This window comes from Neokomagataea tanensis, assembly GCF_006542335.1.
Classification (GTDB): Bacteria; Pseudomonadota; Alphaproteobacteria; order Acetobacterales; family Acetobacteraceae; genus Gluconobacter; species Gluconobacter tanensis.
The window spans coordinates 1,252,392-1,277,553 of the sequence record NZ_CP032485.1 but is presented as its reverse complement, the minus strand read 5'-3'; the positions used below and the strand labels follow the sequence as shown (position 1 = coordinate 1,277,553).

25 protein-coding genes are annotated in these 25,162 nt (G+C 53.2%); 5 read left to right on the top strand and 20 right to left on the bottom strand.

All coding sequences use genetic code 11. The annotated features are described in order from the left end of the window. The 18 genes from D5366_RS05880 to rpoZ form a co-directional block, all read right to left on the bottom strand. Nucleotides 1-855: an LpxI family protein gene (locus tag D5366_RS05880; protein WP_141493857.1), complete on the bottom strand. Its 855-nt coding sequence runs from the start codon at nt 853-855 to the stop codon at nt 1-3. Further along, the gene (lpxA, locus tag D5366_RS05875) at nt 842-1,699 is read right to left on the bottom strand and encodes an acyl-ACP--UDP-N-acetylglucosamine O-acyltransferase (protein ID WP_141492677.1); all 858 of its coding nucleotides are present in this window, start codon (nt 1,697-1,699) and stop codon (nt 842-844) included. The genes D5366_RS05880 and lpxA overlap by 14 nt, the downstream gene beginning before the upstream one ends. A 4-nt stretch (nt 1,700-1,703) precedes the next feature. Next, nucleotides 1,704-2,210 (bottom strand): 3-hydroxyacyl-ACP dehydratase FabZ, encoded by a 507-nt coding sequence (gene fabZ, locus D5366_RS05870; RefSeq protein WP_141492676.1) that lies wholly within the window; start codon nt 2,208-2,210, stop codon nt 1,704-1,706. A gap of 100 nt (nt 2,211-2,310) precedes the next feature. Then, a complete protein-coding gene (gene lpxD / locus D5366_RS05865; RefSeq protein ID WP_205839568.1) occupies nt 2,311-3,381 on the bottom strand; it encodes a UDP-3-O-(3-hydroxymyristoyl)glucosamine N-acyltransferase in 1,071 nt (356 codons plus the stop codon). A gap of 17 nt (nt 3,382-3,398) precedes the next feature. Further along, a complete protein-coding gene (locus D5366_RS05860) occupies nt 3,399-4,310 on the bottom strand; it encodes an OmpH family outer membrane protein (RefSeq protein ID WP_205839567.1) in 912 nt (303 codons plus the stop codon). Between the two features lie 57 nt (nt 4,311-4,367). Next, a complete protein-coding gene (gene bamA / locus D5366_RS05855; protein ID WP_141492673.1) occupies nt 4,368-6,842 on the bottom strand; it encodes an outer membrane protein assembly factor BamA in 2,475 nt (824 codons plus the stop codon). Nucleotides 6,843-7,019: 177 nt separating this feature from the next. Beyond that, complete coding sequence (rseP, locus tag D5366_RS05850) at nt 7,020-8,129, bottom strand: RIP metalloprotease RseP (RefSeq protein WP_141492672.1); 1,110 nt, start codon at nt 8,127-8,129, stop codon at nt 7,020-7,022. Then, a complete protein-coding gene (gene dxr, locus D5366_RS05845) occupies nt 8,122-9,342 on the bottom strand; it encodes a 1-deoxy-D-xylulose-5-phosphate reductoisomerase (RefSeq protein WP_141493856.1) in 1,221 nt (406 codons plus the stop codon). The genes rseP and dxr overlap by 8 nt, the downstream gene beginning before the upstream one ends. Before the next feature lie 28 nt (nt 9,343-9,370). Continuing rightward, nucleotides 9,371-10,201 carry a phosphatidate cytidylyltransferase gene (locus tag D5366_RS05840; RefSeq protein WP_141492671.1) on the bottom strand — a complete coding sequence of 277 codons (831 nt, stop codon included), beginning with the start codon at nt 10,199-10,201 and terminating at the stop codon, nt 9,371-9,373. Further along, on the bottom strand, nt 10,198-10,872 hold the full coding sequence (gene uppS / locus D5366_RS05835) for a polyprenyl diphosphate synthase (RefSeq protein WP_141493855.1): 675 nt from the start codon (nt 10,870-10,872) through the stop codon (nt 10,198-10,200). Before uppS ends, D5366_RS05840 begins: the two co-directional genes overlap by 4 nt. A gap of 101 nt (nt 10,873-10,973) precedes the next feature. Further along, the gene (frr, locus tag D5366_RS05830) at nt 10,974-11,540 is read right to left on the bottom strand and encodes a ribosome recycling factor (RefSeq protein ID WP_141492670.1); all 567 of its coding nucleotides are present in this window, start codon (nt 11,538-11,540) and stop codon (nt 10,974-10,976) included. Between the two features lie 75 nt (nt 11,541-11,615). Beyond that, nucleotides 11,616-12,353 (bottom strand): UMP kinase, encoded by a 738-nt coding sequence (pyrH, locus tag D5366_RS05825; protein WP_141492669.1) that lies wholly within the window; start codon nt 12,351-12,353, stop codon nt 11,616-11,618. 116 nt (nt 12,354-12,469) lie between these two features. Next, entirely contained in the window at nt 12,470-13,357 is an 888-nt protein-coding gene (gene era / locus D5366_RS05820) for a GTPase Era (RefSeq protein WP_141492668.1), read from the bottom strand. Nucleotides 13,358-13,374: 17 nt separating this feature from the next. Continuing rightward, the gene (gene rnc, locus D5366_RS05815; protein ID WP_141492667.1) at nt 13,375-14,109 is read right to left on the bottom strand and encodes a ribonuclease III; all 735 of its coding nucleotides are present in this window, start codon (nt 14,107-14,109) and stop codon (nt 13,375-13,377) included. Then, on the bottom strand, nt 14,109-14,822 hold the full coding sequence (gene lepB, locus D5366_RS05810) for a signal peptidase I (protein ID WP_141493854.1): 714 nt from the start codon (nt 14,820-14,822) through the stop codon (nt 14,109-14,111). Before lepB ends, rnc begins: the two co-directional genes overlap by 1 nt. A 176-nt stretch (nt 14,823-14,998) precedes the next feature. Next, nucleotides 14,999-15,403 carry a holo-ACP synthase gene (acpS, locus tag D5366_RS05805; protein ID WP_141492666.1) on the bottom strand — a complete coding sequence of 135 codons (405 nt, stop codon included), beginning with the start codon at nt 15,401-15,403 and terminating at the stop codon, nt 14,999-15,001. A 12-nt stretch (nt 15,404-15,415) separates the two neighbouring features. Further along, complete coding sequence (locus tag D5366_RS05800; RefSeq protein ID WP_240775390.1) at nt 15,416-17,644, bottom strand: RelA/SpoT family protein; 2,229 nt, start codon at nt 17,642-17,644, stop codon at nt 15,416-15,418. A 139-nt stretch (nt 17,645-17,783) separates the two neighbouring features. Continuing rightward, nucleotides 17,784-18,164 carry a DNA-directed RNA polymerase subunit omega gene (gene rpoZ / locus D5366_RS05795; RefSeq protein WP_141492664.1) on the bottom strand — a complete coding sequence of 127 codons (381 nt, stop codon included), beginning with the start codon at nt 18,162-18,164 and terminating at the stop codon, nt 17,784-17,786. Nucleotides 18,165-18,425: 261 nt separating this feature from the next. Between rpoZ and D5366_RS05790 the strand changes: the two genes are divergently transcribed. The 4 genes from D5366_RS05790 to D5366_RS05775 all read left to right on the top strand — a co-directional run bounded on the left by D5366_RS05790 (nt 18,426) and on the right by D5366_RS05775 (nt 21,280). After that, entirely contained in the window at nt 18,426-19,028 is a 603-nt protein-coding gene (locus D5366_RS05790) for a LabA-like NYN domain-containing protein (protein ID WP_141492663.1), read from the top strand. Then, nucleotides 19,025-19,573 carry a hypothetical protein gene (locus tag D5366_RS05785; RefSeq protein WP_141492662.1) on the top strand — a complete coding sequence of 183 codons (549 nt, stop codon included), beginning with the start codon at nt 19,025-19,027 and terminating at the stop codon, nt 19,571-19,573. Before D5366_RS05790 ends, D5366_RS05785 begins: the two co-directional genes overlap by 4 nt. Before the next feature lie 129 nt (nt 19,574-19,702). Further along, nucleotides 19,703-20,575, top strand: coding sequence for an NAD(P)-dependent oxidoreductase (locus tag D5366_RS05780; protein WP_141492661.1), 873 nt, complete (start codon nt 19,703-19,705; stop codon nt 20,573-20,575). A gap of 96 nt (nt 20,576-20,671) precedes the next feature. Next, nucleotides 20,672-21,280 (top strand): superoxide dismutase, encoded by a 609-nt coding sequence (locus tag D5366_RS05775; RefSeq protein WP_141492660.1) that lies wholly within the window; start codon nt 20,672-20,674, stop codon nt 21,278-21,280. 74 nt (nt 21,281-21,354) lie between these two features. On the opposite strand, the gene yajC is transcribed toward D5366_RS05775, so the two are convergent. Next, nucleotides 21,355-21,690: a preprotein translocase subunit YajC gene (yajC, locus tag D5366_RS05770; protein ID WP_141492659.1), complete on the bottom strand. Its 336-nt coding sequence runs from the start codon at nt 21,688-21,690 to the stop codon at nt 21,355-21,357. A gap of 54 nt (nt 21,691-21,744) precedes the next feature. Between yajC and D5366_RS05765 the strand changes: the two genes are divergently transcribed. Then, nucleotides 21,745-22,605: an ATP-binding protein gene (locus D5366_RS05765; protein ID WP_141492658.1), complete on the top strand. Its 861-nt coding sequence runs from the start codon at nt 21,745-21,747 to the stop codon at nt 22,603-22,605. Between the two features lie 75 nt (nt 22,606-22,680). Here D5366_RS05765 and D5366_RS05760 read toward each other — a convergent pair whose 3' ends face one another. Next, entirely contained in the window at nt 22,681-25,092 is a 2,412-nt protein-coding gene (locus D5366_RS05760; protein ID WP_141492657.1) for a TonB-dependent receptor domain-containing protein, read from the bottom strand. Between the last annotated feature and the right edge of the window lie 70 nt (nt 25,093-25,162).

Below are 25,162 nucleotides of genomic sequence, written 5' to 3'. Positions count from 1 at the left end.
TTACTCCTTGAGATCGTCTGTCGTCAGACCGTATAAAAAGAGCCCGTAGCGGTCAGCTTGAGCCACACAACGCGTCGGGTCCGTCAAAAGAGTGACGCCCGGCTGAAAGGCAACCCCGCGTAGACCGTTACGCGCAGCATTTTCAAGAGTTTCCGGCCCGATCGTTGGCATGTCTGCCCGCAAATCTTGGCCTTGCTTGGGCATCTTAACCAAGACCCCTCCGCTACCAGCCTGCATAAGCGGACCACAACGCCCTAACATGGCGTCGGTCCCCTCTAAAGCCTCTACGGCCAACACTAAGCCATTTTGGACAACGCAGCCTTGGCCGATGTCCAGTCGCGCCATTGTCCGTAAAACTGCAACACCGCGCGCAATATCCGCACGTGCCTGAACATCAGGAGCAACCCGCCCTTGGGAGCCACTATGCCCGGTCGCATGCTGAAGAAACTCATGTGCACCACGCACAAAGAAGCCTTCCTCCCCGAGCACGCGTACGACGGCACCAAGAAGACCGTCATCCCCCAGAAAAATTGCTCGCCCTAACCGCGCTAGGATGCGTGCACCTTCGCCATCAGGGCGCAAATCACGCCATGCCGGACGACGTACTGGACCGATCAAGACAAGCTCACGGCAGCCGTGCCGCTTCAACGCTGAGAGGATCTCACCTGCTGCCGCAAGGCGGAAAACTTCATGTGGGTAGGGTGCCAACCGAGGCAATTCAGCGAAATCTCGGAAAGCGACAACGAAAACATCATCGCCCCGTGCACGCACGGCGGCCGCAACCTGAGCCGGCAACGGCCCAGATCCTGCAAGAATACCAACGCAACGCTTGCGGCTTGCCTCAGGCACCTTCAGTCTCGGCCTGCGAATCGTTACGCGCAACCCGCGTCAGTCCGCGATGACTGGGCGCTTCCATAAAATCAAGCATCTCTGCGATACGCGGCAAATGACCATAATCACGGCGAACATTTGCGATCCGCACTTCCAACACACCCTCGCCTTCCCCGTGCCGGGGGTACAAGGTGCGGAAAGCTTTACGCATAGCCTGCATCTCTTCCGAATGTACACCCGACCGCTTCAGGCCAACCCAGTTCAACCCTACCAAGCGCGCGCGATTGCCCAAGACGCTACCGTAAGGAATTACGTCCATTTCGACACCGCAAACACCGCCGACAACAGCTCCGCGCCCAACACGCACGAATTGATGCACCGCTGCTGAGCCCATAATGCGCGCTCCGTCATCAATCTTCACGTGCCCGCCCATAACCACATTGTTCACGACGATGACGCCGTTACCGAGCAAGCAATCATGGGCTATGTGGGCGTTTGCCATGATAAGGCATTTTTTGCCTACACGGGTCAGTGCTTCACCCTGAGCAGTACCACGGTGAATCGTGACGTTTTCACGAATAACCGTATCTGCACCAATTTCGCACAACGTGGGCTCACCAGCGTACTTCAGATCCTGAGGCGCCATGCCGATGGTCACAAACGGGTAAACTTCGACCCCATCCCCCAAGGTTGTGTGCCCGTCGACTATGACAGAAGCATGCAAATGCACACCCGCACCCAAGGTGACATGAGGTCCGATTTGGCACCATGGACCAATACGCACATTCTCACCGATACGTGCGCGTTCATCGACAAGTGCTGTCGGATGAATATCCACCGTTTCCGGCCGTTTACCCGCTATATCCATAAGATCAACCCATGATCATGGCACTAAACGTTGCTTCTGCTACGGCAACGCCGTCACAACGTGCAATACCCTTAAATTTCCACACATTCCCGCGTGAGCGCTCTTTCACAACTTCGATGCGCAGCTGATCGCCCGGCTCAACAGGACGGCGGAATTTGGCATTCTCGATCGTCATGAAATAAACGAGCTTGCCTTCAAACGCCTCACCCAGCGTCAAAACAACCAGTGTTGCTGCTGTTTGCGCCATTGCTTCCACAATGAGTACGCCCGGCATGACAGGGCGACCTGGGAAATGGCCTTGAAAGAATGGCTCGTTAAACGTGACGTTCTTGATACCGACAGCTGACTCGCCAGCCTTGATATCAACCATTCGGTCAATCAACAAAAATGGGTAACGGTGAGGGATTGCCTGCATAATTTGCAGAACGTCAATTTTCTCCGGAATGACCGGGGCGTCTACGCGGTCAGTATCAGTCACAATCCCCCTCCCGGACCCTTTTTCAGGGCCCATTCATCGATTTTTAGCAGTTGACACAATTTTGTGTCCCTCCTTTAGCAAAAGGGTCACATTTATGCCATCCACTATGGAATATCTGCACCGCGTAACGTTTTTAGCTGCTTTCCGTTTTGCGTGCTGACAGTTTCCGCAATGTAGCAACATTACGAAAAAACTCCCGGAACGGCATAGCCGGACTACCGATAACATCTGCCCCGGCTTCGACATCGGACATAACGCCGCACTGAGCGCCAACCCGAGCTTTATCGCCGATTTTAATATGTCCGATAAGACCAGCCTGCGCCGCGATCGTCACGAAGTCTCCAAGCTCAGTGGAGCCAGAAATACCTGCCTGTGAAACAACAATACAGCACCGACCCAGCCGAGCGTTGTGGCCGATTTGGACGAGATTATCGATACGCGTACCTGCCCCGATAACTGTGTCCTTCATAGAGCCACGATCGATTGTTGAATTCGCACCGATTTCAACGCCGTCCTCAAGAACGACCAAACCAAGCTGCGGCACCGTTTCAAAACCTGCTGGACCTACCGCGAAACCAAAACCATCTTGGCCAATTCGCGCCCCGGGGAACAACGTAACACGCTCTCCTAAGCGGGCGTGTGAAACCGTAACATGGTCATGGATGCGGCATCGCTCTCCAATCTCTACGCTTTGACCAATGCTGGCATGTGCCCCAATAATGCTGCCCGCACCAATATGGGCACCATCGCCAATAACAGCACAGGGTCCTACCTGGACATTTTCGCCCAATGCAACATTTTTACCGATTACGGCGCTGGGGTGGCAAAACCCCGTCGATGGCGGCGCGGGGTGAAAAGCTGATGCTACACGTGCCCAAGCGAGATAAGGTGACTTACTTACAAAAGCTGCGGTCGCTTCCGGGCACTTATCCGCAAAAGCTGGCCCTAAAATTACAGCACCAGCCCGTGTTTCGGCCAATAAAGGCAAGTACCGACGATTATCGAGAAAGCTTACTTCGTCGGGGCCAGCAACATGCAGTGGAGCCACCCCCCGGAAGAGGCTTTTCCCACCCGCTTTAGCTGGCGCAAAATCCGCGCCCGAAACTTCTGCCAATTGCTCCACGGTGAACGGACCGGACCGATGGAAAAAACGCGGGTCACCGGGGCGCGTATCCTGCCCCGGCTGTTCGGAAAAGCTGCTCACCTCAGACACTACTGACCTCAGTGTTGTTGACGAAGAACGGACTGCGGCTGAGCCGGAGCTGCCGGTGTTTGTGCGGGTTCCGGCGCAGCATTACGCTCTTCATCCGCCGTTGTCGGCATTTTCCCAGACTTGGCGACCTGCTCTGGGTCTACACCATCTGCTGGAATAAAGACGTGAGGGAGCGTCTTGTTAAGCTGTGCAATAACTTCATCGGTGATGTCGTGTTCACCAACATGCAGAACAACCTGCTCCGAGTGGAGAACAAGGTTCATACCATGTGAGCCAGCCACGCTTGCAATAATGCCATTTGGTTGCTCAAGCTCACGTTCGATCTGGTGGTAAGCAACCTGAGCGGCTTCCTGCAGAATACGAGCCTGGTTGCCGAATTCACGCTGATCTTTTGCGCGGCGTTCCTGCAAATGACGCTCACGCAATTGTATCTGGTCAGCTGTCAAACTGCGCGCTTGAGATTGCAGCTTTTGAGCCTCTTCACGCCATGCTGCTTCTTCGTGCTGCACAGCTTGTGCGAGATGGTCACGTCGCGCACCAAGAACCTGTTGAATCTCTTGTTGCGCGCTGGACATTTGCATCACAGCTTGGACGTTAATAACACCAACAACCACTGGTGGCGGGGTCGTTGACTTCGCCAAAACTGGGGGAGTTGGAACAGGTGGCAACGGAAGAACCGGAGGCGCGCGGGGCGCTTCTGGTGCAGCTTGCTGCTCTTCTTCCGGCAGTTGCACAGGCTGCTCTACAACACGGCGCGGCGCAGGACGCGGTGCCTCTGGTTGTGCGGTTTTAGGGACGAACCATCCACCATTTGCAGACTGAGCATGCGCTGTAGGTACGGCCGAACCCAAAGCCGTACCAACGAAAGCGCCAAGCAGAGCACTGACCTTGGCCGTGCGTTTCAGCGAAGTCAGGGTCATAACCACCTCTTATTCAAACTCGTAAAGGGTGCGGCACTGTACCGCACCTGAAGAATATTAGAATTGCTGACCAAATCCGAACCGGATTGGGTAAATACGGTCACCACGCTCTTTACGCAGAGGCACAGCTGCGTCGATATTGACCAAGCCGAAAGGACTCTTCCACGACACACCGAAACCTGTCGAGACGCGAGGCGTCATCGTGTCGCCGTTAACCGGTGTATAAGGATAGCCGCTCTCGTAGCGACGGGAATAATCTGTGTAACGGTTACGCACACGAATGCCAGACAAGCTACCAGCGTCAACAAAGTAACGACCCGAAATACCGAGGTCATCTCCCATTGGGAACGGGAAGTTCAGCTGAGCGGAAGCCGTGTACATGAAGGTACCGCCGATAAAATCTTCGCTACCAGCTGCCGGCAACCATGCCGAACACTTGCCGTCTGATCCGACTGTACCACAGATATGCCCGCTTCGTGGCCCGACACCACCCTGCAAGAAGCCACGCAGATTTTGGCCGCCAAGATAGAAGTTATCGATGACGCTTTTCTGGCTGCTGCTGCTCCAATCGCCCATGTAGCCTACGCCACCTTTGAGCTGAACAGTCCAGTCATGGTCGCCCGTCAGGTCATCCAACGGAATGTAGTAGGAACCATCAGCTTTGACACGGCCGTATTTTACACCGCCACCAAGACCTGCAAAATCCCCACCCAAGCTCATGACGTAACCATCATGCGGGTTCGTACGGCGGTCTCTGCGATCATAGGTCAATGTGGTGCTGAGCTGAGACAGCAAAGACCAACCACTTGACTGCTGCACATAGATCGACGGCGCGTAAGCGTTGTATTCTGGGTACTCGTCAATAAAAGCTTGGCTGTATGTGTTGGAGACCTGACGATCTACAAGCGTGTAATTCCAAGACTGGGACAAGTAGCGGTTATACGCATATCCAATACGCAAGCTCATGCCGTACTGGCCTTCGCTATAGCTTTGCTGATAGCTGCTGTAGCCGTTACTGCTGGTTTGAATAAAGTAGAAGTCAGCACCCGCAACGAGGTTACGATTAAGGAAGTATGGGTCCGTAATCGAAATATCAGCCTGCTTCTGGTAATAAGCAACCGTACCCGAAATACCAGCATCTACGCCAGTACCCAGCAAGTTATGCTGCTTTACAGAAGCGTTACCAAGCATACCAACGTCGGTCGAATAACCACCACCCAGTGAGAACTCACCTGTCGGCTTTTCTACAACATTGGCAGAAACGTTCACGCGGTCCGGCGCTGATCCCTGCGTTTGATCGACAGATACTGAGCTAAAGTAACCCAAATCCTGAAGTTCAAGCTTAGAGTATTTTCTAGCAAACGGGGTGTACGGGTCACCCTCTGCCATAGGCAGGTTACGACGAATAACGTTATCGCGCGTGATGGTATTACCGTTAATATCAATGCGCTCCACGTATACGTGCGGGCCTTCGTTGATATCAAACAGAAGATCTACGATGTGCTTTTCTGGATTACGCGCAATTTCTGAACGAACCAGTGCGAAGGGATGGCCATCAGCTTGCAGCCATTCTTGCATGTTCGTCGTGTTGTGCTGAATGGCCGTACCATCGTACCACTGGTGATGGAACAGCTCCACACGCTTACGCATCATATCAGGCGTTACGTCACGCACAGAGGAGCGGATGTCGATCTTGCCCAAGCGATACCGTGCACCCTCATCCAAGGTGAAAGTTACGGTAAAGGTTTTGTGGTCAGGAGACAGTTCGCCGGTTGCGTCGATCATATGGAAATCGACATAACCGTTCTGCAAGTAAAAGCGGCGCAGCAATTCCGCGTCGTACTTGATACGCTCAGGATTGTATTCATCCGAAGACGAGAAGAACCGGTACCACGCAGCCTCTTTTGAGGAGACCACCTGCGCCAGACGCGCTTCGCTGAAATTTTTGTTGCCCACAAAGACAATCTTGTGGATCAGAGTTTGTTCCGCTTCGTTAATTTTAAACACAACGTCAACACGGTTGTGCGAAAGCTTAACGATTTGTGGCGTGACCGTTGCACCAAAACGCGCCTTCTGCGCGTACTGGTTGAGCAGTTTCTGGCGGTCAGCAGCGGTAGTCTGCGAGGAGAACACCGCGCGTGGACGCAGGCTGATCTCTTTGCGCAGATCCTCGTCCTTAATCGCGTGGTTACCCTCAAACACAATGCGGTTAACAATTGGGTTTTCAACCAAGTCAACGTGCAGCGTGCTTCCTTCACGGCGGAAGGTTACGTCACGGAACAATCCTGTCGCGTAAAGCGTCTTGAGAGACCGGTCGAGATCGTCTTGGTTAAACGTATCGCCCGGCTGCGCCACCATGTATGACAGCACCGTGCTCGTCTCAATACGGGCGTTACCCTTCACGTCGATCGACTGAATGATATTCCCGGGCAGGGACGCCTTTGCTGCTGGAGCGTGACGTGTTGTCCGTGCCTCTGCTGTCATCGGCACTGCCGGAATAAGACATGCTGAGGCCAGCAGCAGGAGCCGCATGTGCGAGAGCCGAGGGCTTCTAGACCGTGATCCTGACAAACCAGCTTTCCTTGTTACAGAACGCGAACGAGGCCCCGACGCAGAGCTACATAGCCGGAGGTATCCGAAAACCCCCCTCCTGCGCAAGCCACCTAACCTCTCACGAAGCGTTACGAGACGTATCCAATGAGACTTCTATTAGCCAGCAAGATGCACTAGCCAACGAAAAAGACCGAGATTCGTTAAATCATTAACCGTTGAAAACAGAAATAACGCTGCAATCAGTGCTATACCAACCTGCATTCCCATGTCCTGAATTTTTTTAGGTACAGGGCGGCGCAGCACAGCTTCAGCGGCATAAAAGACCAAACGCCCACCATCCAAAACTGGAATCGGGAATAAGTTGATCAAGCCAAGGTTGATCGAAAGAAGCGCCATAAAGGACAGAATACTGGCCCAACCGTAATGGGACACTTGGCCAGACATTTGAGCGATACGGATTGTACCGCCTAATTCGCGCGGGCTACGCTGGCCCGTAATAATCTGACCAACCCCTTGCAATATGCGCTCAGAGGTAACCCAGCTCTCCTGTACGCCTTTTACAGCAGCTGTCCAGACTGGCAGCGGGTGGCCCGGCTCCACAGCAAAACTAATCCCGAGGAGGCCAGTCTTGCGCTGGTTCTTCCCAGATGTCGGCTGGCTGTCAAAGGTCACAGGCAAAGTGAGGTCGTGCCCGTCTCTCAACACATCTAAGGTTGTCGTTACATCTGGACGCGCCGAGACCGTCCCCATGACGTCCTGCGGGCCAGACATAGGAAGAGTACCAATTTTCTTGATAACATCCCCAGCCTGAAGGCCAGCCTTTTCAGCAGCACTCCCAGCAGAAACAGACGCAACACTCTCTTTCAAATGAGGTTGACCAACCGTCGAGAACAGCACCGTGAAAGCAATTATCGCAAAAATGTAGTTGAATACCGGCCCCATTACGATGACCAGAGCGCGCGCACCTACGGACTTGCTATGAAACGTCTTGCCAGGAACCCATGCAGCTTTCTGCTCGTCCGTTGCGTCTTCCGGTCCTTCGAACCCATGTGGTTTGACGTATCCACCCAAGGGGACCGCGCTGATACGCCACTCTGTACCGGTACGGTCATACCAGCGACGTAAAGCCGGCCCAAAACCGATAGAGAACGTATCGACCTTCACACCGCATAACCGCGCTGCAAAATAATGCCCAAACTCATGGATAAAAACGAGGACCCCGAGAATCAGTACATAAGCAAGAAGAGTCCGCAACAAATCAAACATTTAGCGCTGCTTCCACCATATTACGCCGCCCAGCTTGGAGCGATAAGATATAATTCTCCGCGAGTTCACGCCCGCGTGCGTCCCACGCTAACACGTCATCCAGCGATGTCAGTTCAGGGTTTTCAGACATTGCTTGCAGAGCGGCGTCGATCGTCTCACCAATTCCGAGGAATTTGATACGTCCGTTCAAGAATGCGTCAACCGCAACTTCATTCGCCGCAGAAAAAACCGTGGGCGCGGCACCACCAGCGCGCAGGACTTGGCGCGCTAGTCTAAGGGGTACGAAACGCTCTTCATCCGGGGCTTCAAAATCCAAGCGGCCAATGGCGGCCAAATCCAAACGCTGGCACGATGTATCCATGCGCTGAGGCCACGCCAGAGTATGTGCGATGGGAATACGCATATCTGCAGATCCCATTTGCGCTACCAGACTGCCATCGCGGAACTGCACAAGCCCGTGCACAACCGACTGCGGATGCACCAGAACATCGATACGATCTTCCGTCAGGTCAAACAAACGAGCCGCTTCGATTACCTCAAGGCCTTTATTTGCCATTGATGCGGAATCAATGGTGATTTTAGCCCCCATGGTCCAAGTCGGGTGCTTCAGCGCCTTTTCGGGCGTTGCTTCCCGCATTTGCTCAAGCGTCGCCTGACGAAACGGCCCGCCAGACGCCGTAAGGATAATCTTCTCCACAGTCGCCATGTCACAACCGCCAAGAGACTGAGCAATCGCGTTATGCTCGGAATCTACCGGTAGAAGTGTGGCACCTGCCGCACGTACTGCCCTAAGCATAACGTCACCAGCGCAGACCAGAGCTTCTTTATTTGCCAAAGCAATAGAGTGCCCGTTGCGCGCGGCGGCCAGAGTAGGCTCCAGACCCGCTGCCCCTGTGATAGCAGCCATCGTCCAATCGGCTTCCAACGCAGCAGCGTCAATCACGGCTTGGCGTCCGCTTGCGACCTCGATGCCCGTACCCGCTAGAAGCGTCTTTAATTCATCGTAACGGCGTTCGTCATGAATAACAGCAACCTCGGCATTAAGAGCGATAGCTTGCTCCGCCAAAAGTTCTGCATTTTGCCCACCGACGAGAGCACGTACAACGACAGTCTCAGATGTGTTTTTCAACAAATCCACAGTCGAGGTACCAATACTGCCCGTACTGCCAAGCACGCTGATCCGGCGCGGTGCAGCGCTTGATGGGCTGTTCATCATGAAAAAACGCTCCTTTCCAAAAGGGTCACTGAAGGCCCGCGGTAAACGCGCTTGAGCCTGACCAATGTGTAAAAGCTAAAGACCAAAATACGCCACTTGGCGCAGCTAAAGAAACACATGCAGCTACAGGGGCCGCAGCCAAAAGGCCATCAAACCGATCCAGTAACCCACCGTGGCCCGGTATCAAATTTCCGGAATCTTTTACACCCAAACGCCGTTTGGCTGCGCTTTCTAGCAGATCACCACTTTGTGCGCAGAAACCAAGGACAGCCCCCCACACGAGGCCACCAAGCACAAAACCAATACCAGAGAAGTGTGCAACCAATGCCCCTGCCGCTGCCGCACCGAACAAACCGCCAATGGCGCCTGAGCGTGTTTTACCCGGCGAAATACGTGGTGCCAGTTTTGCACCGCCAATGATGCGCCCCGTGAGGTAGGCAAAGCTGTCACTCGCAATGACGACTGCGAAAACAAACAAAACGCTTTGCAAGCCATGCGGTAAAGCCCGTAGCCACAACAGGGACAAACCACCAATGGCTGAGACCAAAAGAGGATAACACGCCGGACGACCAAAAATTGTGCCCGCAAGCGCCAGTATGACAGCTTGCCGCCAATTACCTGTCAGGGCGACGATCCCAACACCTACTGGCCAAACGTGCAAGAGCAGGTTACGCCACTTCGTTTGTGGCTGGTTCAGTAACGCTTCTCCTTCCCACACCAGACCAAACATGGTTGCAAGGATGAGAAGCTTATAACTCGTGCCGCCGGCCCACAGACAGAACCCGCCAACAGCGACCATGACTACAGCTGACAGCAAACGCAAGCGGAGGTCACCCCAACGCGAATTACCGCTCATACAGGGCGCCCGCCAAACCGCCGCTGTCTTCCAGCGTAAATGCTAAGGGCCTCTAGGAAGTCTTTTTCCCCAAAATCAGGCCACAGCACGTCCAGAAAGACCAACTCTGCGTAGGCACTTTCCCACAGTAGGAAATTGGAAAGCCGCCTTTCGCCACTTGTACGGATCAATATATCGGGTGGTGGCATATCACCTGTCTGAAGGCTACGCTCAAAACATTCCTCGTCCACATCATCCGCTTTAAGGACGCCTTCAGCCACGAGCTTTGCCAGATGACGGGCAGCACGCGCAATATCCGCACGACCACCATAGGATAATGCCAACGTCAGAGTGAGGCGCGTATTGTCGGAAGTGCGCTGCTCTGCCCGACGGAGTTCTTCATAAAGCGCTCCCTCGAACCGCTCTGGTTCCCCTATAACGCGCAGCCTCACGCCTTGCTGGTCCAGTTCGTCCAGTTTATGCCTTAGATAGAAGCGCAGAAGCGACGTCAGATCCCCGATCTCAGATGCGGACCGACGCCAGTTTTCTGAAGAAAACGCGTACAGTGTAAGGTAACGCACACCCTCTCGGATAGCGAGCTTCACACTTCTCTGTACAGCTTCTGCGCCTTTTCTATGCCCCGCGACTACAGGCAGCCCACGCGCTTGGGCCCACCGCCCGTTACCATCCATAATGACAGCAACGTGCTGGGGCGGCGTGACTGTACCGTCTGCATCAAGGGCGATGCGGCAGTCTTGAAAAAACGGGGTAGAACCAGCAGACAAGAGAGGTATCAGACCTGCTTAATTTCGCGTTCTTTGTCCGCGAGCATATCGTCTACTTTTTTGATGTACTGATCCGTCAGCTTTTGGATCGCATCGTTCCATGTCTTTTGATCGTCTTGGCTGATTTCGCTTTTCTTCTCGAGCGTTTTAGCCTGATCCATACCGTCACGGCGTACGTTACGAATGGCGATTTTGCCGTTTTCAGCATAACGCCCTGCCGCACGCGCCAACTCATTACGGCGCTCTTCTGTCAGCATCGGGATGGGTACGCGAATCGTCTGGCCATCGGCAGCAGGGTTCAGGCCGAGGCCCGCATCACGAATAGCGCGCTCAACAGCACCTACAACCGAACGGTCCCACACAGAAACCGTCAGCATACGAGCTTCCGGCACCGCGATGGAGCCAACCTGAGAGAGCGGCACTTCAGAGCCATAGGCTTCAACGCGTACTGGCTCCAGCAGGTTAGGGCTGGCACGGCCCGAGCGCAGACCAGACAGGTCACGGCGTAGGCTTTCCATTGCCCCGTCCATACGACGGGTCAGATCTTCCAGAAGGCCGTTCAGATCAGCAGACATGCGCGGTTCCTTTCAAAGTTACAGGTTTCTTACTCACGAAACATAGAGGATAAGGCAGATACGTCAAAAACGAGATCAACCCGCCTCGATAATACGCGTGAAGCGCCCTTCGCCACGCATTACCGCACCAAACGCGCCAGGGGCGTGCATGTTGAAGACGATAATGGGCAGATGGTTTTCACGCGCCAAACTAATAGCAGCAGCGTCCATCACATTTAGGTCACGCGACAGGACATCCATATATGTGAGCTGCGCGTAGCGTTCAGCATCCGGGTTGCGGCGTGGATCGGCAGAGTACACACCATCGACCTGCGTACCCTTAAGCAGGGCATCGCATTCCATTTCATTGGCACGAAGTGCGGCAGCCGTATCTGTCGTAAAGAACGGGTTGCCCGTACCTGCGGCAAAAATCACGACGCGACCTTTTTCCATGTGGCGCACAGCGCGACGACGGATGTAAGGCTCCGCAATTGACGCCATTTGAATAGCTGTCATTACGCGGGTTTCAACCCCGTTACGCTCAAGAGCATTTTGAAGCATCAAAGCGTTAATAACCGTTGCCAGCATGCCAGCATAATCGCCTTGTGCGCGATCCATACCCTTGGCAGCCGCAGCCAAACCACGGAAGATATTCCCACCACCGACAACGAGACAAACCTGCACCCCGGTGGCCGCAACAGCCGCGATATCCGCAGCCACCATGTCCACCATTTCTGGGTCAACGCCAGAAGGGCCATTACCCATCAGGGCCTCACCCGACACCTTGAGAAGAACACGTTTGTACTCGGGGCTCTTCTTTGTCTCATCGCTCATGGCGGGTTCCTCACAGGCTAATCGTGCATTTTTGTTTCTCATACAGACGCGAAGCGCATGGAACAAGCAATGTCCCACACTTTCGCCCCCATCGGCTTAGAAAATGCTTAAAGCGCTCAGTCTTCCAGGCCGATAGCCCGCAAACGAGCTTTCTCTTCATCCCAACCAGCACGCTCTTTGACATTGAGGAACAAGTGGCACTGACGCTCCAGCAAGTCCTGCAATTCAAGTCGCGCGCGCGCACCAATAGACTTGATCTTGTTTCCGCCTTCACCAATCAAAATTGCCTTATGGCCGGGACGAGAAACATAGATCGTAACTTCAATACGCACCGAACCGTCGGGGCGGTCTTTGAAGCTCTCAGTCTCTACCGTTGCTTGGTAAGGGATTTCCTCATGCGTTTGCATGAAAATTTGCTCACGTACCAACTCCGCTGCCAGCAAACGGTCAGGCAGGTCCGTCAAATCATCTTCTGGGTAAAGATATGGACCCTCGGGAAGCACTTGGGACAGACGGTCCATAAGGTCGTCGACACCATTGCCTTTTCGCGCACTCAGCATGAACACATGTTCAACTGCAATGAGCCCACTGATTTCTTTTGTTAAAGGCAACAGCGCGTCAGGCGACATCAGATCGATTTTGTTCAGAACAAGCCAGACCTTGCTCTTCGCTTCTGCCAATTTCGCAATAATCTCGCGTACATCGTCGCGCAAACCGCTTTTGGCATCGACCAGCAGCAAGGTCATGTCCGCATCTTGTGAGCCAGACCAAGCGGCATTCACCATCGCGCGGTCCAAACGGCGGCGCGGCTTGAAAATACCCGGAAGGTCAACCAAAATGACCTGAGCGCCCTCGTGCATGACAATGCCAAGAGTCCTGAAACGGGTCGTTTGAGCCTTAGGGCTAACAATAGACAATTTAGCACCAGCAATGCGGTTCAACAGGGTTGATTTCCCCGCATTCGGCGCCCCAACAAGTGCCACAAAACCGCAGCGCGTCGTCATAAACTGTTCCTTCATCCTTAGGATGTCTTGTTTTGCCCTAAACGGGCTAATAAATCACTTGCCGCCATACTCTCAGCTTGGCGCTTCGAGCCTGCTTCCCCTATGCCGGTTTTACCACACGCTGTGACCGAAACCCGAAAAATAGGTGCATGCGACGGACCTTCAGCAGCAAGAATATCATACACTGGCAATGGTAAAGCACGCGCCAGCAAATATTCCTGCAAACGCGTTTTTGGTTCTTTATGCGGACGTGCATCACTTTCGATCCGCTCAGCCCACTGCTCCCGCACAACCCGTCGCGCTGGCCCCAGCCCCGCATCCAAATACAGAGCACCCAAAAGAGCTTCCATTGCATCCGCACGAATGCTCGACAAACGCCGTATACCCGCTTCTTCCTCATGAGGAGAAATACGCAACGCCTCGGACAGACCCACTTGGTCCGCGATATCCGCCAGAACTGGCCGTGACACAAGATGCGCGTGGCGTGGCCCTAATGCCCCTTCCTGCTCATCCGGATAGCGCTCAAAAAGCCACTCCGCCATGAGGAGGCCCAAAACGCGGTCACCAATAAATTCCAGACGCTCGTTCGAGCCTGCCCCTTTGCTGCGCGGAGCACGACGTCCGCGCCGCGCCTCACGCCCACTGACCGCAGATCGATGGGTCAATGCTTCAACAAGATAGCCCTGCTCTTTGAAGCGATGCCCCAGCGCCGCTTCCATTGCCTCAAGGGCTTGGTCAAGAGATAACATCATTAGTGCAACAGATGCAGAATACGGCCCCAGCGGATTTCCACCGGCCAGTACCAGACTTGCCACCACGGGTGTTTCAAGTCGATTGAAAAAGCAACAATGGGGGTGCGCCCAACCAAATTTTGCATTGGCACAAACCCCAGATCATCTGGTCCATCACCTTGAAAGCGACTATCCGCACTATCGTCTCGGTCATCACCCATGGCAAAGAAATAACCCTCAGGCACGACATATTCCGGCGTATTATTGGCAAATCCTTCATCGTCGAGCTTCAGGATTTCATGCGAAACCGTAGAACGCCCCCCACTGCCCGGAAGGTCTTCACGGTAGCGTTCACCGCTCAGCAGACGACCATTTTCATCAATTACCTCGTAATGCCCCATATCCGTTCGGGGGACCTCAATACCGTTAAGGTATAATTTCCCATCCGTCATTTGGATGTGGTCACCAGGCAAACCAACAATACGTTTTACATAGTCGATGGAAGTGTCGTGGGTGTAGCGAAAGACAGCGATATCCCCTCGATGCGGCTCCGAGCCCCATATACGCCCACCAAATAAATTGGGACTGAAAGGCAGTGAAAAGCGAGAATAGCCATAGCTAAACTTCGTCGCCAGTACAAAATCCCCAACTTGAAGCGTCGGTATCATTGAGCCAGAGGGCACTTCGTATGGCGCAATGATCAATGTTCGGAGCAGCATGATCGACACCAGCATGCATGCAAACCAACGCAAGGTCTCGCCCAAGCTTTCTTGCTCTTGCGGCTTGCTCGGCGCTCTGCCGGATTGTTCAGCTGTTTTCTGCGTCCCTAACACCGGCGCTTCCTTCTGTATCGTTCTGTATGCTCATAGCTCAGCTTGCCCTTTTAGGCCAATGCTCTCACATAAGGGCATCAATAGGGCAATGTCTGGATAAGTACCTGAGCCAAAGCAAATGGCGCATCGTCACTCAAACTTACGAATAGCTGCGCCTGCTGCCCCTGCGGCACCAAACGCTGCAAAGCGCTCTTTGCCCCACCGGTCAGCACCAACTCCGGCGCACCTGCGGGACCATTGATCACACCAATGTCCTGAAAGCTCACACCCTGAGCAAAACCCGTCCCGAGGGCCTTAACACAAGCCTCTTTTGCAGCCCAGCGTTTTGCGTAGCTGCCCATACGGGCTGCTCCACTCAAGCGGTTAGCGTGCGCTCGTTCCGCCTCAGTAAAAACCCGTTGAAGAAACCGGTCACCGAAACGGTTTATGGCCGTTTCGATCCGCTCAATCATGCACAGATCTGTGCCTATACCCAAAATCACAACTATGGCGCCTTATGCCTTTGCCCGCTCGACCTGCATTACGCCAACAGCCGTGCGGAAGGCCGCAATCAGAGACGACAAATGCCGCAAATCGCGCACTTCCAAATCGACAAGAACCTCCATGAAATCGAGCTGACGATTTACAATCCGTAGGTTCACAACGCTGCCAGCGTGCTTGGCTGCAACGTTTGTCAAAGTTGCTAATATTGTAGGTTCGTTCGTCGCAACCACAGACAAGCGTGCCGTATGCGGCGCCATATCCTTGCGGCTGCCAAGCGCATCGTAATCCCAGTCTACGTCCAGAAAACGCTCTGGCGTATCCACGTAGCTTGAGAGGTTTCGGCAGCTTTTACGGTGGATCGAAATGCCTTTGCTTTGGGCGATAATACCAACAATCTGGTCACCCGGCAGCGGGCGGCAACATCCCGCAAAGCTGACCGCTATGCCGCGACCAACACCAGTCACAATATTGCCACTCGTCGCCTGCGGCGAACGCACCCCGTTTTGCGGACTGGTCAGTGTTTGCCCGAAACGCGGGGAAAGGCCGGGAACCATACGTGGTGCCCGTGCAGACTGACGCAGTTCCGGATAAGCTGCATTCACAACGTCTTTGGGGCCAATCTGTCCTTGGCCGACCGCAACGCACAAATCCTCAACCGAAGCATAGCGCAGTTCTTTAAGCAGGCTCTCAAGGACCTTTTCGGACCCATCGACCCCTTCCTGACGGAAGGCCTTCGCTACGCTTGCGCGTCCATTATCAAGATTAATCTGGCGCTGTTGCGCAGCAATAAAGCGGCGAATACGAGCACGCGCCTTACCCGTAACAACAAAACGCTCCCAAGACGGCGATGGCGTGCCGCCACGCGCCGTCATGATTTCAACCTGATCACCGTTTTGCAGCTCATGCCTCAGCGGCATCAAGCGACCATTGACCTTCGCACCGACACAGCGATCACCAACCTGGCTATGCACAGCATAAGCAAAATCAACTGGCGTTGCGCCGCTCGGCAGTGAAATCAACTGCCCTTTAGGCGTGAAACAAAAAACCTGATCTTGATAAAGTTCGAGTTTGGTATTCTCAAGAAACTCATCCGGAGCCTGACTGTCTTCCAGAATTTCCAGCAGGTCCTGAACCCACCGCAGCTTCCGCGTATGAGCGCCAAACGCAGATGACAGGGCTGCAGCTTCCCGCTCGCTTGGGGTCGCGTTTTCTTTGTAAGCCCAGTGAGATGCCACGCCGTTTTCGGCGAGGTCATGCATCTCAGCCGTACGGATTTGCACCTCAATTTTCTGGTTGCGCGGGTGCCGTAGTGTCACACCCGTATGAAGGCTTTGGTAACCGTTAGCTTTAGGCGTTGAAATATAATCTTTAAAGCGACCGCTGATAACGGGGAAAGCGCCGTGAATAGCTCCCAAAGCCATGTAACAGGCATCACGGCTTGGTACGATAATACGAAACGCCATGATGTCAGAAAGCTGCTCAAAGGCAACGTTGCGGCGCTGCATTTTTGACCAAATCGAATGTGGCGATTTTTCACGCCCCGAAACTTCAACCTGCTCAATCCCTGCTTCGCGGCACAGTGCGATCAACTCGCGCCTTACGTGCTCAACAACATCCGCGCCCTGGCCCCGCAAAAAGTTCAATCGGGCGCGAATTGTGGCATCTGCTTCCGGCTCTAACTGGGCGAAAGACAGGTTTTGTAGTTCCGTTTTGACTCGGTCCATACCTATGCGCTCAGCGAGTGGCGCATAAATGTCCATCGTCTCACGGGAGATACGCTGACGACGATCAAGCCTTTGGACGTAATGCAGGGTCCGCATATTATGCAGACGGTCAGCTAACTTCACGATAAGCACGCGGATGTCACGTGACATCGCCAAAACCAGCTTACGGAAATTTTCTGCTTGTTTCGTGCGGTCGGATTGAAGCTCAAGCCTTGTGAGCTTAGTGACCCCGTCGACCAGCGACGCTACATCTTCTCCGAATTTTTCTTCCAGAAATCGACACGATACGCCTGTATCTTCAACGGTATCGTGCAGCAGCCCAACCATGATGGACGTAACGTCCATCCGAAAACCGGCAAGGATACTCGCCACTGCGATGGGGTGAGTGATGTACGCATCACCATTATCACGACGCTGTCCATCGTGGGCATCTGCAGCCACATCATAGGCCGCTTCAACGCGCGCGATGTCGGCTGATGGGTCATAAGCCTGAATCCGACGAATGACTTCGTCGATAGATGGCTTGAAATCGCCACGGGCTCCGCCGGGAGTTTTTTCCTCCCGAGGCGGACGTTCTGACTTTTTTGCTACTGAAGGCGGAGGAGCGTCAACCACTGCGTCTCACCCCTCACGCATAATGTTACTCAGCAAAAACTTAGTAGCGCCCGCGGCCGCCAAGCTCTGCCTCAATAGCAGCATTGTCAGATGACATATGCGAATGCTCTTCCTCAGCGGATACGTCCTGCAAACCAAAAATGTTTTGGTCTGTCGGGATGATGTCCATTACTTCTTCATCAACTGGCTCTGGGTCTGGAGCACGCGCGAGAGAGCGCACAATGCGATCGTGCAGGACGGACAGTTCAACCTTGTCTTCTGCGATTTCGCGCAGGGCTACAACAGGGTTTTTGTCATTGTCACGATCTACGTGCATCTCTTCACCGCGCGACAAACCTCTCGCACGTTGTGCGGCCAACAAAACCAAATCGAATCGGTTAGGCACCTTCTCGATGCAGTCTTCTACGGTAACGCGCGCCATGAGGCTGTCCCCTTCGGGTCGAAATGAATATTATACAACTCTGGAAGATTGGGTGTATATCATACAGGCCACAGCGTTGCAATCCAAAGCAAGATGCCCCACATCCCCGTGGATGAAACATTGCCTGATACCCCCACTATGGAACTTTCCTAGATTGCTCAACGTTTTCGGCACAGTTCCTGAATTCTCGGAACGCCGTCACTATTCTGCCGTATGCGCTGAATAAGAACCCATTCTCAATACAACCGGATTGTTAAAACCATGTTTTTAAAACCAGCAGAACGCACAGCTCTCTTCATCGACGGTGCCAGCCTTTATCACGCCGCTAAAAATCTCGGCTTCGACGTCGACTTTCGCAGCCTTCGTAACCTCTTTGAGAAAGGCAGCCTTTTCCGTCGCGCCTATTATTATGCTGCTATCCCCGATACGGACGAATACTCACCCTTGCGTCCCCTCACCGATTGGCTGGCCTATAACGGTTTCCATTTAATTTTGAAAACTGCACGCGAGTTTACGGATCATTCAGGAAGACGCCGTATTAAAGGCAACATGGATGTCGAACTGGCGGTAGATCTTCTAGAGCAAGCACCTAATCTGGACCACGCTGTCATTATCAGCGGTGATGCAGACCTGCGCCGTGCGGTCGAGGCAGTACAGTCACGCGGTGTCCGCGTTTCTGTCATCTCATCCACACGTTCTACTCCGCCAATGATCAGCGATGACTTACGCCGTCAGGCCGATCGCTTCATTGAGCTGGCAGATATTGCTCCAGAATTTACACGACGCAGCGCGGAACCCCGCCCTCGCCAGTCACCAGTGCGGCACCCAGCTGACATCAATAGCGACGAAACACTTCCGACATGACCCTTGCGTTCCCTTCCGAAAAGACTTTTTCCTCAAACTTGGCTCCTTCGGAAGGGAGCCCATTTTTTTTATACTCCCCTCCCCCAGCCATACTTATTCTGAATGTAGATCAGACTCTCCCGCAAAAACGCCTCAAAGAAGCACTTGAAGCGCGCGGACTACTGTTCGGCCCCGCATCCACAACCGGCCAGCACGCCCGTTTTTCCAAGGCAACCGCCACGGTCAACGCACTTCTGTCTCATCCCCATCAACTCAATCAAGCCAAAGCATCCCTGCAACATGAACTGCAGACCCTGAACAACCTGCAACTGGTGCTCACCATCGGCCTCAGCTCGCATATTCTCCTTATGGAAGCACTGGGAATTGCCCTTAACCGACAGACTTTCCATATGAGCGGACTCGCCCGTTTACCTGACGGTTTGCTTAGCGCGCACTTACCCACACCATCCCGCATTGACCAAAGCGGACAGCGCCTTCTCCCCTTCTTTGAGGCATTCGATGCCCTCTTGCCAGATATTCAACAGGCTCTTTTTGCGGAAGCGTAACGCAAAAAGAGAAATATCCTGTAAAAAAAACCCGATCCCCCATTCCCATCAGCCGATCAAACACAAATATTAAGCTGGCCCCCGCGTAACACGGGCGGGCCACAATCATTTGATTCGGAAGGTCTCTCTATGCCTAACCCTGTAATCGGTTTTATTGGCTACGGCGCTATGGCCCGACCCATGGGAACAAACCTTCAAAAAGCCGGTTACGAGGTTTTTGCTTACACGCCTTCCGGTCGTATCTCCGGCGCGCAAGCTCTACCAACGCCACGTAGCGTCGCTGAAAAGGCCGACGTCATCATCTTCTGCGTTCCAAATGATGCGGCTGAAAACAATGCCCTACATGGCCCAGATGGTGCACTAGCTGGCCTCGACGCTACGAAGCTCGTCATTGATACGTCTACCGTTTCACCTGACCAAGCAGACACGTTTGCTGCACTGGCTGCCGACCATGGCTTCTCCCTCATTGATGCGCCAATGTCAGGCAGCACCCCCGAGGCGGAAAAAGGCGAACTCATCATGCTCGTTGGCGGCTCAGACCAAGCCGTGCAACGCGCTAAGCCTATCCTCGACATTGTCGGAAAACTAACCATCCATGCAGGTCCTGCTGGCAATGCCGCACGCCTCAAACTTGTTGTTAACGGCATCATGGGTGCGACACTCAACGTTATCGCTGAAGGTGTGAGCTATGGCCTCAGTGCAGGCCTTGATCGACAAGTTGTTTTTGAAACGCTTCAACACTTGGCCGTCATCAGCCCTCACCACAAACGGAAACTCAAAATGGCAGAGGAAAAAAATTTCCCGTCACAGTTTCCAACCCGCCTCATGTCCAAGGATATGGGTCTTCTCATTGATGCCGGCCGCAAAGCAGGCGCATTCATGCCTGCAATGGCCGTTGCAGATCAGGCATTAGCGCTCAGCAATAATAGACATTCCGATGAAGATTACTCTGCACTCATTGGCGCAATGGAACGCAGCGTTGCAAACATCGCGCATAAGTGACATCGGTTAAAGGGACGGTTCGTTATATCCTTTAGGGCAGACGAACCGACATCTACATTTATGCCCCTTTCTTTTCCTCAAGGAGCAAAGAGAATCATGGCTTTCGAACTTCCTTCACTTCCCTACGCCGCCAATGCCCTCGCTGATGCAGGCATGTGCCAAGAAACGCTTGAACTGCATCATGGCAAGCATCACCAAGCTTACGTCACCGCTCTGAACGGTTTCGTTGAGAAGAATGAAGAACTCGCAGGCAAATCGCTTGAGGAAATTATCGTTCTCTCGCACGATTCTGCTGATATGGCGCCAATCTTCAACAATGCGGGCCAGCATTGGAACCACATTCTGTTCTGGCAGAATTTGGCGCCAAACGGCGGCAAAATCCCTACAACCCTTGAAAGCAAACTGACAGAAGATTTCGGTTCAGTTGACGCCTTTAAGGCAGCATTCAAGCAAGCGGCGACAACACAGTTCGGCTCTGGCTGGGCTTGGCTGGTTCTTAACGGCGAAGGCAAGCTGGTTGTTACCAAAACACCAAACGGCAGCAACCCGTTAGCTGAAGGCCACGGCAAGACGCTTCTTGGCCTTGATGTCTGGGAGCACGCCTACTACCTCGACTTCCGTAACCGCCGCCCCGACTATGTCTCTAACTACCTCGACAAGCTTGCGAATTACGAATTCGCAGAAGCCGTTTTGAAATCCGCATAATCGGACCAGAAACACACAAAAAAAGCTCCGCACGGTAACCATGCGGAGCTTTTTTTTAATCTAAAACGCCGAAATCAAGCTTTTTCGGAACGCTCCAGAACGGTTGTAATAGTGCTGCGGACAATTTTGACCCGCACACCCTGTGCAATTTCAACGTCTACTTCTTCACTACCATCGCGCGTTGCTTGCACTACACCCAAAATACCGCCAGCCGTTACAATACGATCGCCCCGGCGAAGGCTGCTTTGCTCTTCTTTGAGCTTACGCTGACGTGCTTGCTGTGGACGGATGAGAAGGAAATACATCACCACGAAAATAAGGATCATCGGGGCGAATTGAACAAATTGCGGGTTCGCAAACAGATTATGCACGATCAAAGTTCCATCTTGAGTGAAGCGTGCTGGGACCATATCGTTCCCGAACCGCGCGTCAAGCGCTGCTCTTAAGCCTTGAGAGAACTCATCATGACCGATCCAGCCCTTTTACACGTTCTGACGCGCATTGCTGACAGCCTTGAACGCATGTCTCCAAAACCTGCGAGCGCAGATGTGTTGGACCAAGCAGACGTCCACTACTGGGACGGGGCAAACGAAACATTACATCCCGTGCACACGCCCTCGGGCGTACCGCTGCGCCTGCTGAAGGGACTAGACCGCCAGATTGCCCCTGTTTTGTCTAATACCCGTCATTTTGCACGAGGCTTCAATGCCAATAACGTCATGCTTTGGGGCGCCCGGGGCATGGGCAAGTCATCATTAGTAAAAGCAACACTTGCCGCTGTTAACGAAGAACAAAGAGCACGCCACGAACCTGCCCTGGCTTTGATAGAAATACCGCGTGACGCTCTGGCCTCTTTGCCGCGCCTACTGGCCCTCTTACGCCAGACAAAACGCCGTTGCATTTTGTTCTGCGATGATTTGTCATTTGAAAGTCAGGACGCGGATTACAAATCCCTTAAATCCGTATTGGATGGCGGTGTAGCAGGTCGGCCCGACAACGTTGTGCTGTATGCCACATCTAACCGGCGCCACCTTATGCCACGCGACATGATCGAAAATGAAACAGGAAGCGCGATTAACCCCTCCGAGGCGATAGAAGAAAAAGTCTCTTTGTCGGATAGGTTCGGCTTGTGGATTGGCCTATACGGCGCGACCCAAGATGATTATCTCGCGATAATCTATGCCTACGCTGAAGAGCGCAAGCTCACTATATCTAACGACGACTTGCGCCGCCGTGCTCTGCAATGGGCCATGACACGCGGCAGTCGGTCCGGCCGGGTAGCGGCACAGTTTATTGATAACCTCGAAGCCGAGTTAGCAACTTAACGTCTTTTCGCACTACCCAAACGATTTTGCTATCGCCCTATGCCTTTTGACATAGGACGATACATCAGACCACGATTAGAACTGCGCTGCTACGCTGCCAAAGTATTGACGCGGGGCAGCAACAAACAGGTTAGCGTTGTTGTCGCCCGAGACAGAAGCCGCGCCGTAAACACCGCCAATATAGTTCTGGTTAAACAGGTTGGTAACGCCGAAGGTCGCCTTCATGTTCTGTGCAAAACCGATGCGGCCGAAATCATAGCTCGCCGTCAGCGTTGAGGACCAGTATGAGGGGATCTTCTCGTCATTGGTGTAAGTCATGTAACGCGCTCCAACATAGTTCGTGTTGAAGTTCACAGTTGCCTGCTTCCACGTGTATGTGACGTCAGCCTTATACATATATTTCGGGTAATAAACTTGCTGCTTACCCTTAATGCTGACGGTCGAACCACCATACGGCAAACTATCAGACTGGTAACGCGAACTGTTCCAGCTGAAGCTGTTGGTGATTGATAGACCCGGCAACGGACGGATAGTACCGAGCACGTCTGCGCCGTCCACAATCTCACGTCCAACGTTAAGATACGCGTTATATGTGTTGTTCACAGGACCGCTGGTGATTGCTGCCAGACGGTTGAAATAATCCGTGTGGTAGTAATCAACACTGCCAGAGAAATACTCGCTGTTGAAGCGATAACCCACCACGTAATTCCACGTCCGCTCTGGGCGCAGAACCTTTTTGCTCGCATCAAAAACGCTTTGCGCGCTTACTGCGCTCGTACCCAAGTGAGACCATGCCGTACCACTGGAAGACTGGGAGCCATAATCATATGCACGCATATTCTCAGCAATATCGACGTAAATTTCGTGATGTTCCAAGAAATGATAATTAACGTTCACATGCGGCAGGAATGCGTTGGAAGCCGTCAAGGAGCCGTTTACAGGGTGGCTGTAATACACGCCCCAATCGGATAGTGAACTAGAATTATCCTCTTTCGTACCACCACGCGTGCTCTGCACCAAAGACCGGAAACCAGCCGTAACGCTCAGATTACGCAGTACTTTATACGTATCTTGGAGGTAGAACTGGAACGTGTTGGTATTAAACGCATCTCTCCACCACAATGTCCCATTTGTGAAATCGGACAGGGACGCGTGAGCGTAGTTTACCCCATCTTGATACATCATCATTGGATACTGGAAGCGGTTATTCTCGTACCAAACACCAGTTTTGATATCGTTACGCTTGCCCGCCTGAATGTCGAAGCTCTGCACAAACCCAATGCGGCGCGTATCAGCATGCCCTACCTGCAGGACCATGGGCACCTGCGAGTCAGGTGACGTCAGCGATGGGTTTGTACCGGCATAGTTGCCGTTTGAAACGTGACCATAAGCAATTGTTTTGGACGTAATACCCGGAGCCAGCTCAAACTCACCCGTAATAGCAGAAAGGTAGTTGCGCTGAATCTGCGTGCTATCGTAGGCAAAATCACTGATTTCATCATTCGACAAAATACCCGCATAATTTGCTGGTACGCCGCCATTTTGCGCATAATACGCGTATTGCTTAGCAAGCTCATAATTCGGCTTAAGGTAAACACTATCGCGCCCAAGGCGCTGCCACATATTTTTTGTAACAGACAGATAGTTGTACTGAGCAAAGTTTGAGTAATCAAAAACGGCTGTAATTTTACCGTGCTCACCGACCGGCTGCACCACTTTGGCATTCGCCTGCAGTTCGGTTTGGTCACCATAACCTTTCCACAAGTCCTGCGCAGTCCGTGCGAAAGACGCATAAAACTTGGTGCCGGTCTTGTTGAGAATACCGCTGTCTACGCGTGCGAACGTCCGAAAACCGTTATTGCTACCGAAAAGCTGGCTCAAACGGCCGCCAGCGCGGTCGGTCGGGTCGCTCGTTGTAAACGTCATCGCGCCACCAAGCGTCTGTGCTGATGGTGTATCAAGCGCCCCTGCACCTTGAGAGAGGGTCAAGCTGGAAATATTTTCTTGGATCTCAGTCTGATCAATGCCCAAACCGTTCCAGTTGTGAAAGCCTTGCCCACCCATAGGAATGCCGTCGAGTGTGGCTCCGAGCTGTGTCTGGTTAAAACCGCGCACATAAAGCGTATTCGCCACTGTATCGAGACCGAACGCATCGTCCGAAGTGAATAATGCACCGGGTGTTGTCTGAGCCAAAATAGAAACAGGGCTGGTACCTGCGACGAAGTGGTCCATAGTCTGGCGAGAAACGACTTCGACAGCGTTGTGTGATGCTGAGCGCTTCACGCTTACGGTCATTGTTTCGTTGCCGGACGCTACATGCCCCGAGCCTTTGCGCGGCGTATGCTTAACAGGGGCTGAAACTTTTTGCGCTACTATTGCAGGCTTATGTTTTGATTTTACTTCAGAGTGCCGCGCCGCGTTAGCACTAGAAACCCCAGCCAATACTGCACCGGCCGCCACGGTTGAAAGAAGAAGGCGCACTCTCATAACTCTACCCGCTCAATTTAACGATATTACTTAGGTGAATTAAGTTTTCACAAATCCACATAGTGTATTA

Excerpts from the sequence above, each read along its gene's own strand:
- lpxA (WP_141492677.1), bottom strand. The coding sequence starts at position 1,699 with ATGGATATAGCGGGTAAACGGCCGGAAACGGTGGATATTCATCCGACA.
- fabZ (WP_141492676.1), bottom strand. The coding sequence starts at position 2,210 with ATGGGCCCTGAAAAAGGGTCCGGGAGGGGGATTGTGACTGATACTGAC.
- D5366_RS05860 (WP_205839567.1), bottom strand. The coding sequence starts at position 4,310 with ATGACCCTGACTTCGCTGAAACGCACGGCCAAGGTCAGTGCTCTGCTT.
- bamA (WP_141492673.1), bottom strand. The coding sequence starts at position 6,842 with ATGCGGCTCCTGCTGCTGGCCTCAGCATGTCTTATTCCGGCAGTGCCG.
- rseP (WP_141492672.1), bottom strand. The coding sequence starts at position 8,129 with ATGTTTGATTTGTTGCGGACTCTTCTTGCTTATGTACTGATTCTCGGG.
- dxr (WP_141493856.1), bottom strand. The coding sequence starts at position 9,342 with ATGAACAGCCCATCAAGCGCTGCACCGCGCCGGATCAGCGTGCTTGGC.
- D5366_RS05840 (WP_141492671.1), bottom strand. The coding sequence starts at position 10,201 with ATGAGCGGTAATTCGCGTTGGGGTGACCTCCGCTTGCGTTTGCTGTCA.
- uppS (WP_141493855.1), bottom strand. The coding sequence starts at position 10,872 with ATGGATGGTAACGGGCGGTGGGCCCAAGCGCGTGGGCTGCCTGTAGTC.
- frr (WP_141492670.1), bottom strand. The coding sequence starts at position 11,540 with ATGTCTGCTGATCTGAACGGCCTTCTGGAAGATCTGACCCGTCGTATG.
- pyrH (WP_141492669.1), bottom strand. The coding sequence starts at position 12,353 with ATGAGCGATGAGACAAAGAAGAGCCCCGAGTACAAACGTGTTCTTCTC.
- era (WP_141492668.1), bottom strand. The coding sequence starts at position 13,357 with ATGACGACGCGCTGCGGTTTTGTGGCACTTGTTGGGGCGCCGAATGCG.
- rnc (WP_141492667.1), bottom strand. The coding sequence starts at position 14,109 with ATGATGTTATCTCTTGACCAAGCCCTTGAGGCAATGGAAGCGGCGCTG.
- lepB (WP_141493854.1), bottom strand. The coding sequence starts at position 14,822 with ATGCTGGTGTCGATCATGCTGCTCCGAACATTGATCATTGCGCCATAC.
- rpoZ (WP_141492664.1), bottom strand. The coding sequence starts at position 18,164 with ATGGCGCGCGTTACCGTAGAAGACTGCATCGAGAAGGTGCCTAACCGA.
- D5366_RS05790 (WP_141492663.1), top strand. The coding sequence starts at position 18,426 with ATGTTTTTAAAACCAGCAGAACGCACAGCTCTCTTCATCGACGGTGCC.
- D5366_RS05785 (WP_141492662.1), top strand. The coding sequence starts at position 19,025 with ATGACCCTTGCGTTCCCTTCCGAAAAGACTTTTTCCTCAAACTTGGCT.
- D5366_RS05780 (WP_141492661.1), top strand. The coding sequence starts at position 19,703 with ATGCCTAACCCTGTAATCGGTTTTATTGGCTACGGCGCTATGGCCCGA.
- D5366_RS05775 (WP_141492660.1), top strand. The coding sequence starts at position 20,672 with ATGGCTTTCGAACTTCCTTCACTTCCCTACGCCGCCAATGCCCTCGCT.
- yajC (WP_141492659.1), bottom strand. The coding sequence starts at position 21,690 with ATGGTCCCAGCACGCTTCACTCAAGATGGAACTTTGATCGTGCATAAT.
- D5366_RS05765 (WP_141492658.1), top strand. The coding sequence starts at position 21,745 with ATGACCGATCCAGCCCTTTTACACGTTCTGACGCGCATTGCTGACAGC.
- D5366_RS05760 (WP_141492657.1), bottom strand. The coding sequence starts at position 25,092 with ATGAGAGTGCGCCTTCTTCTTTCAACCGTGGCGGCCGGTGCAGTATTG.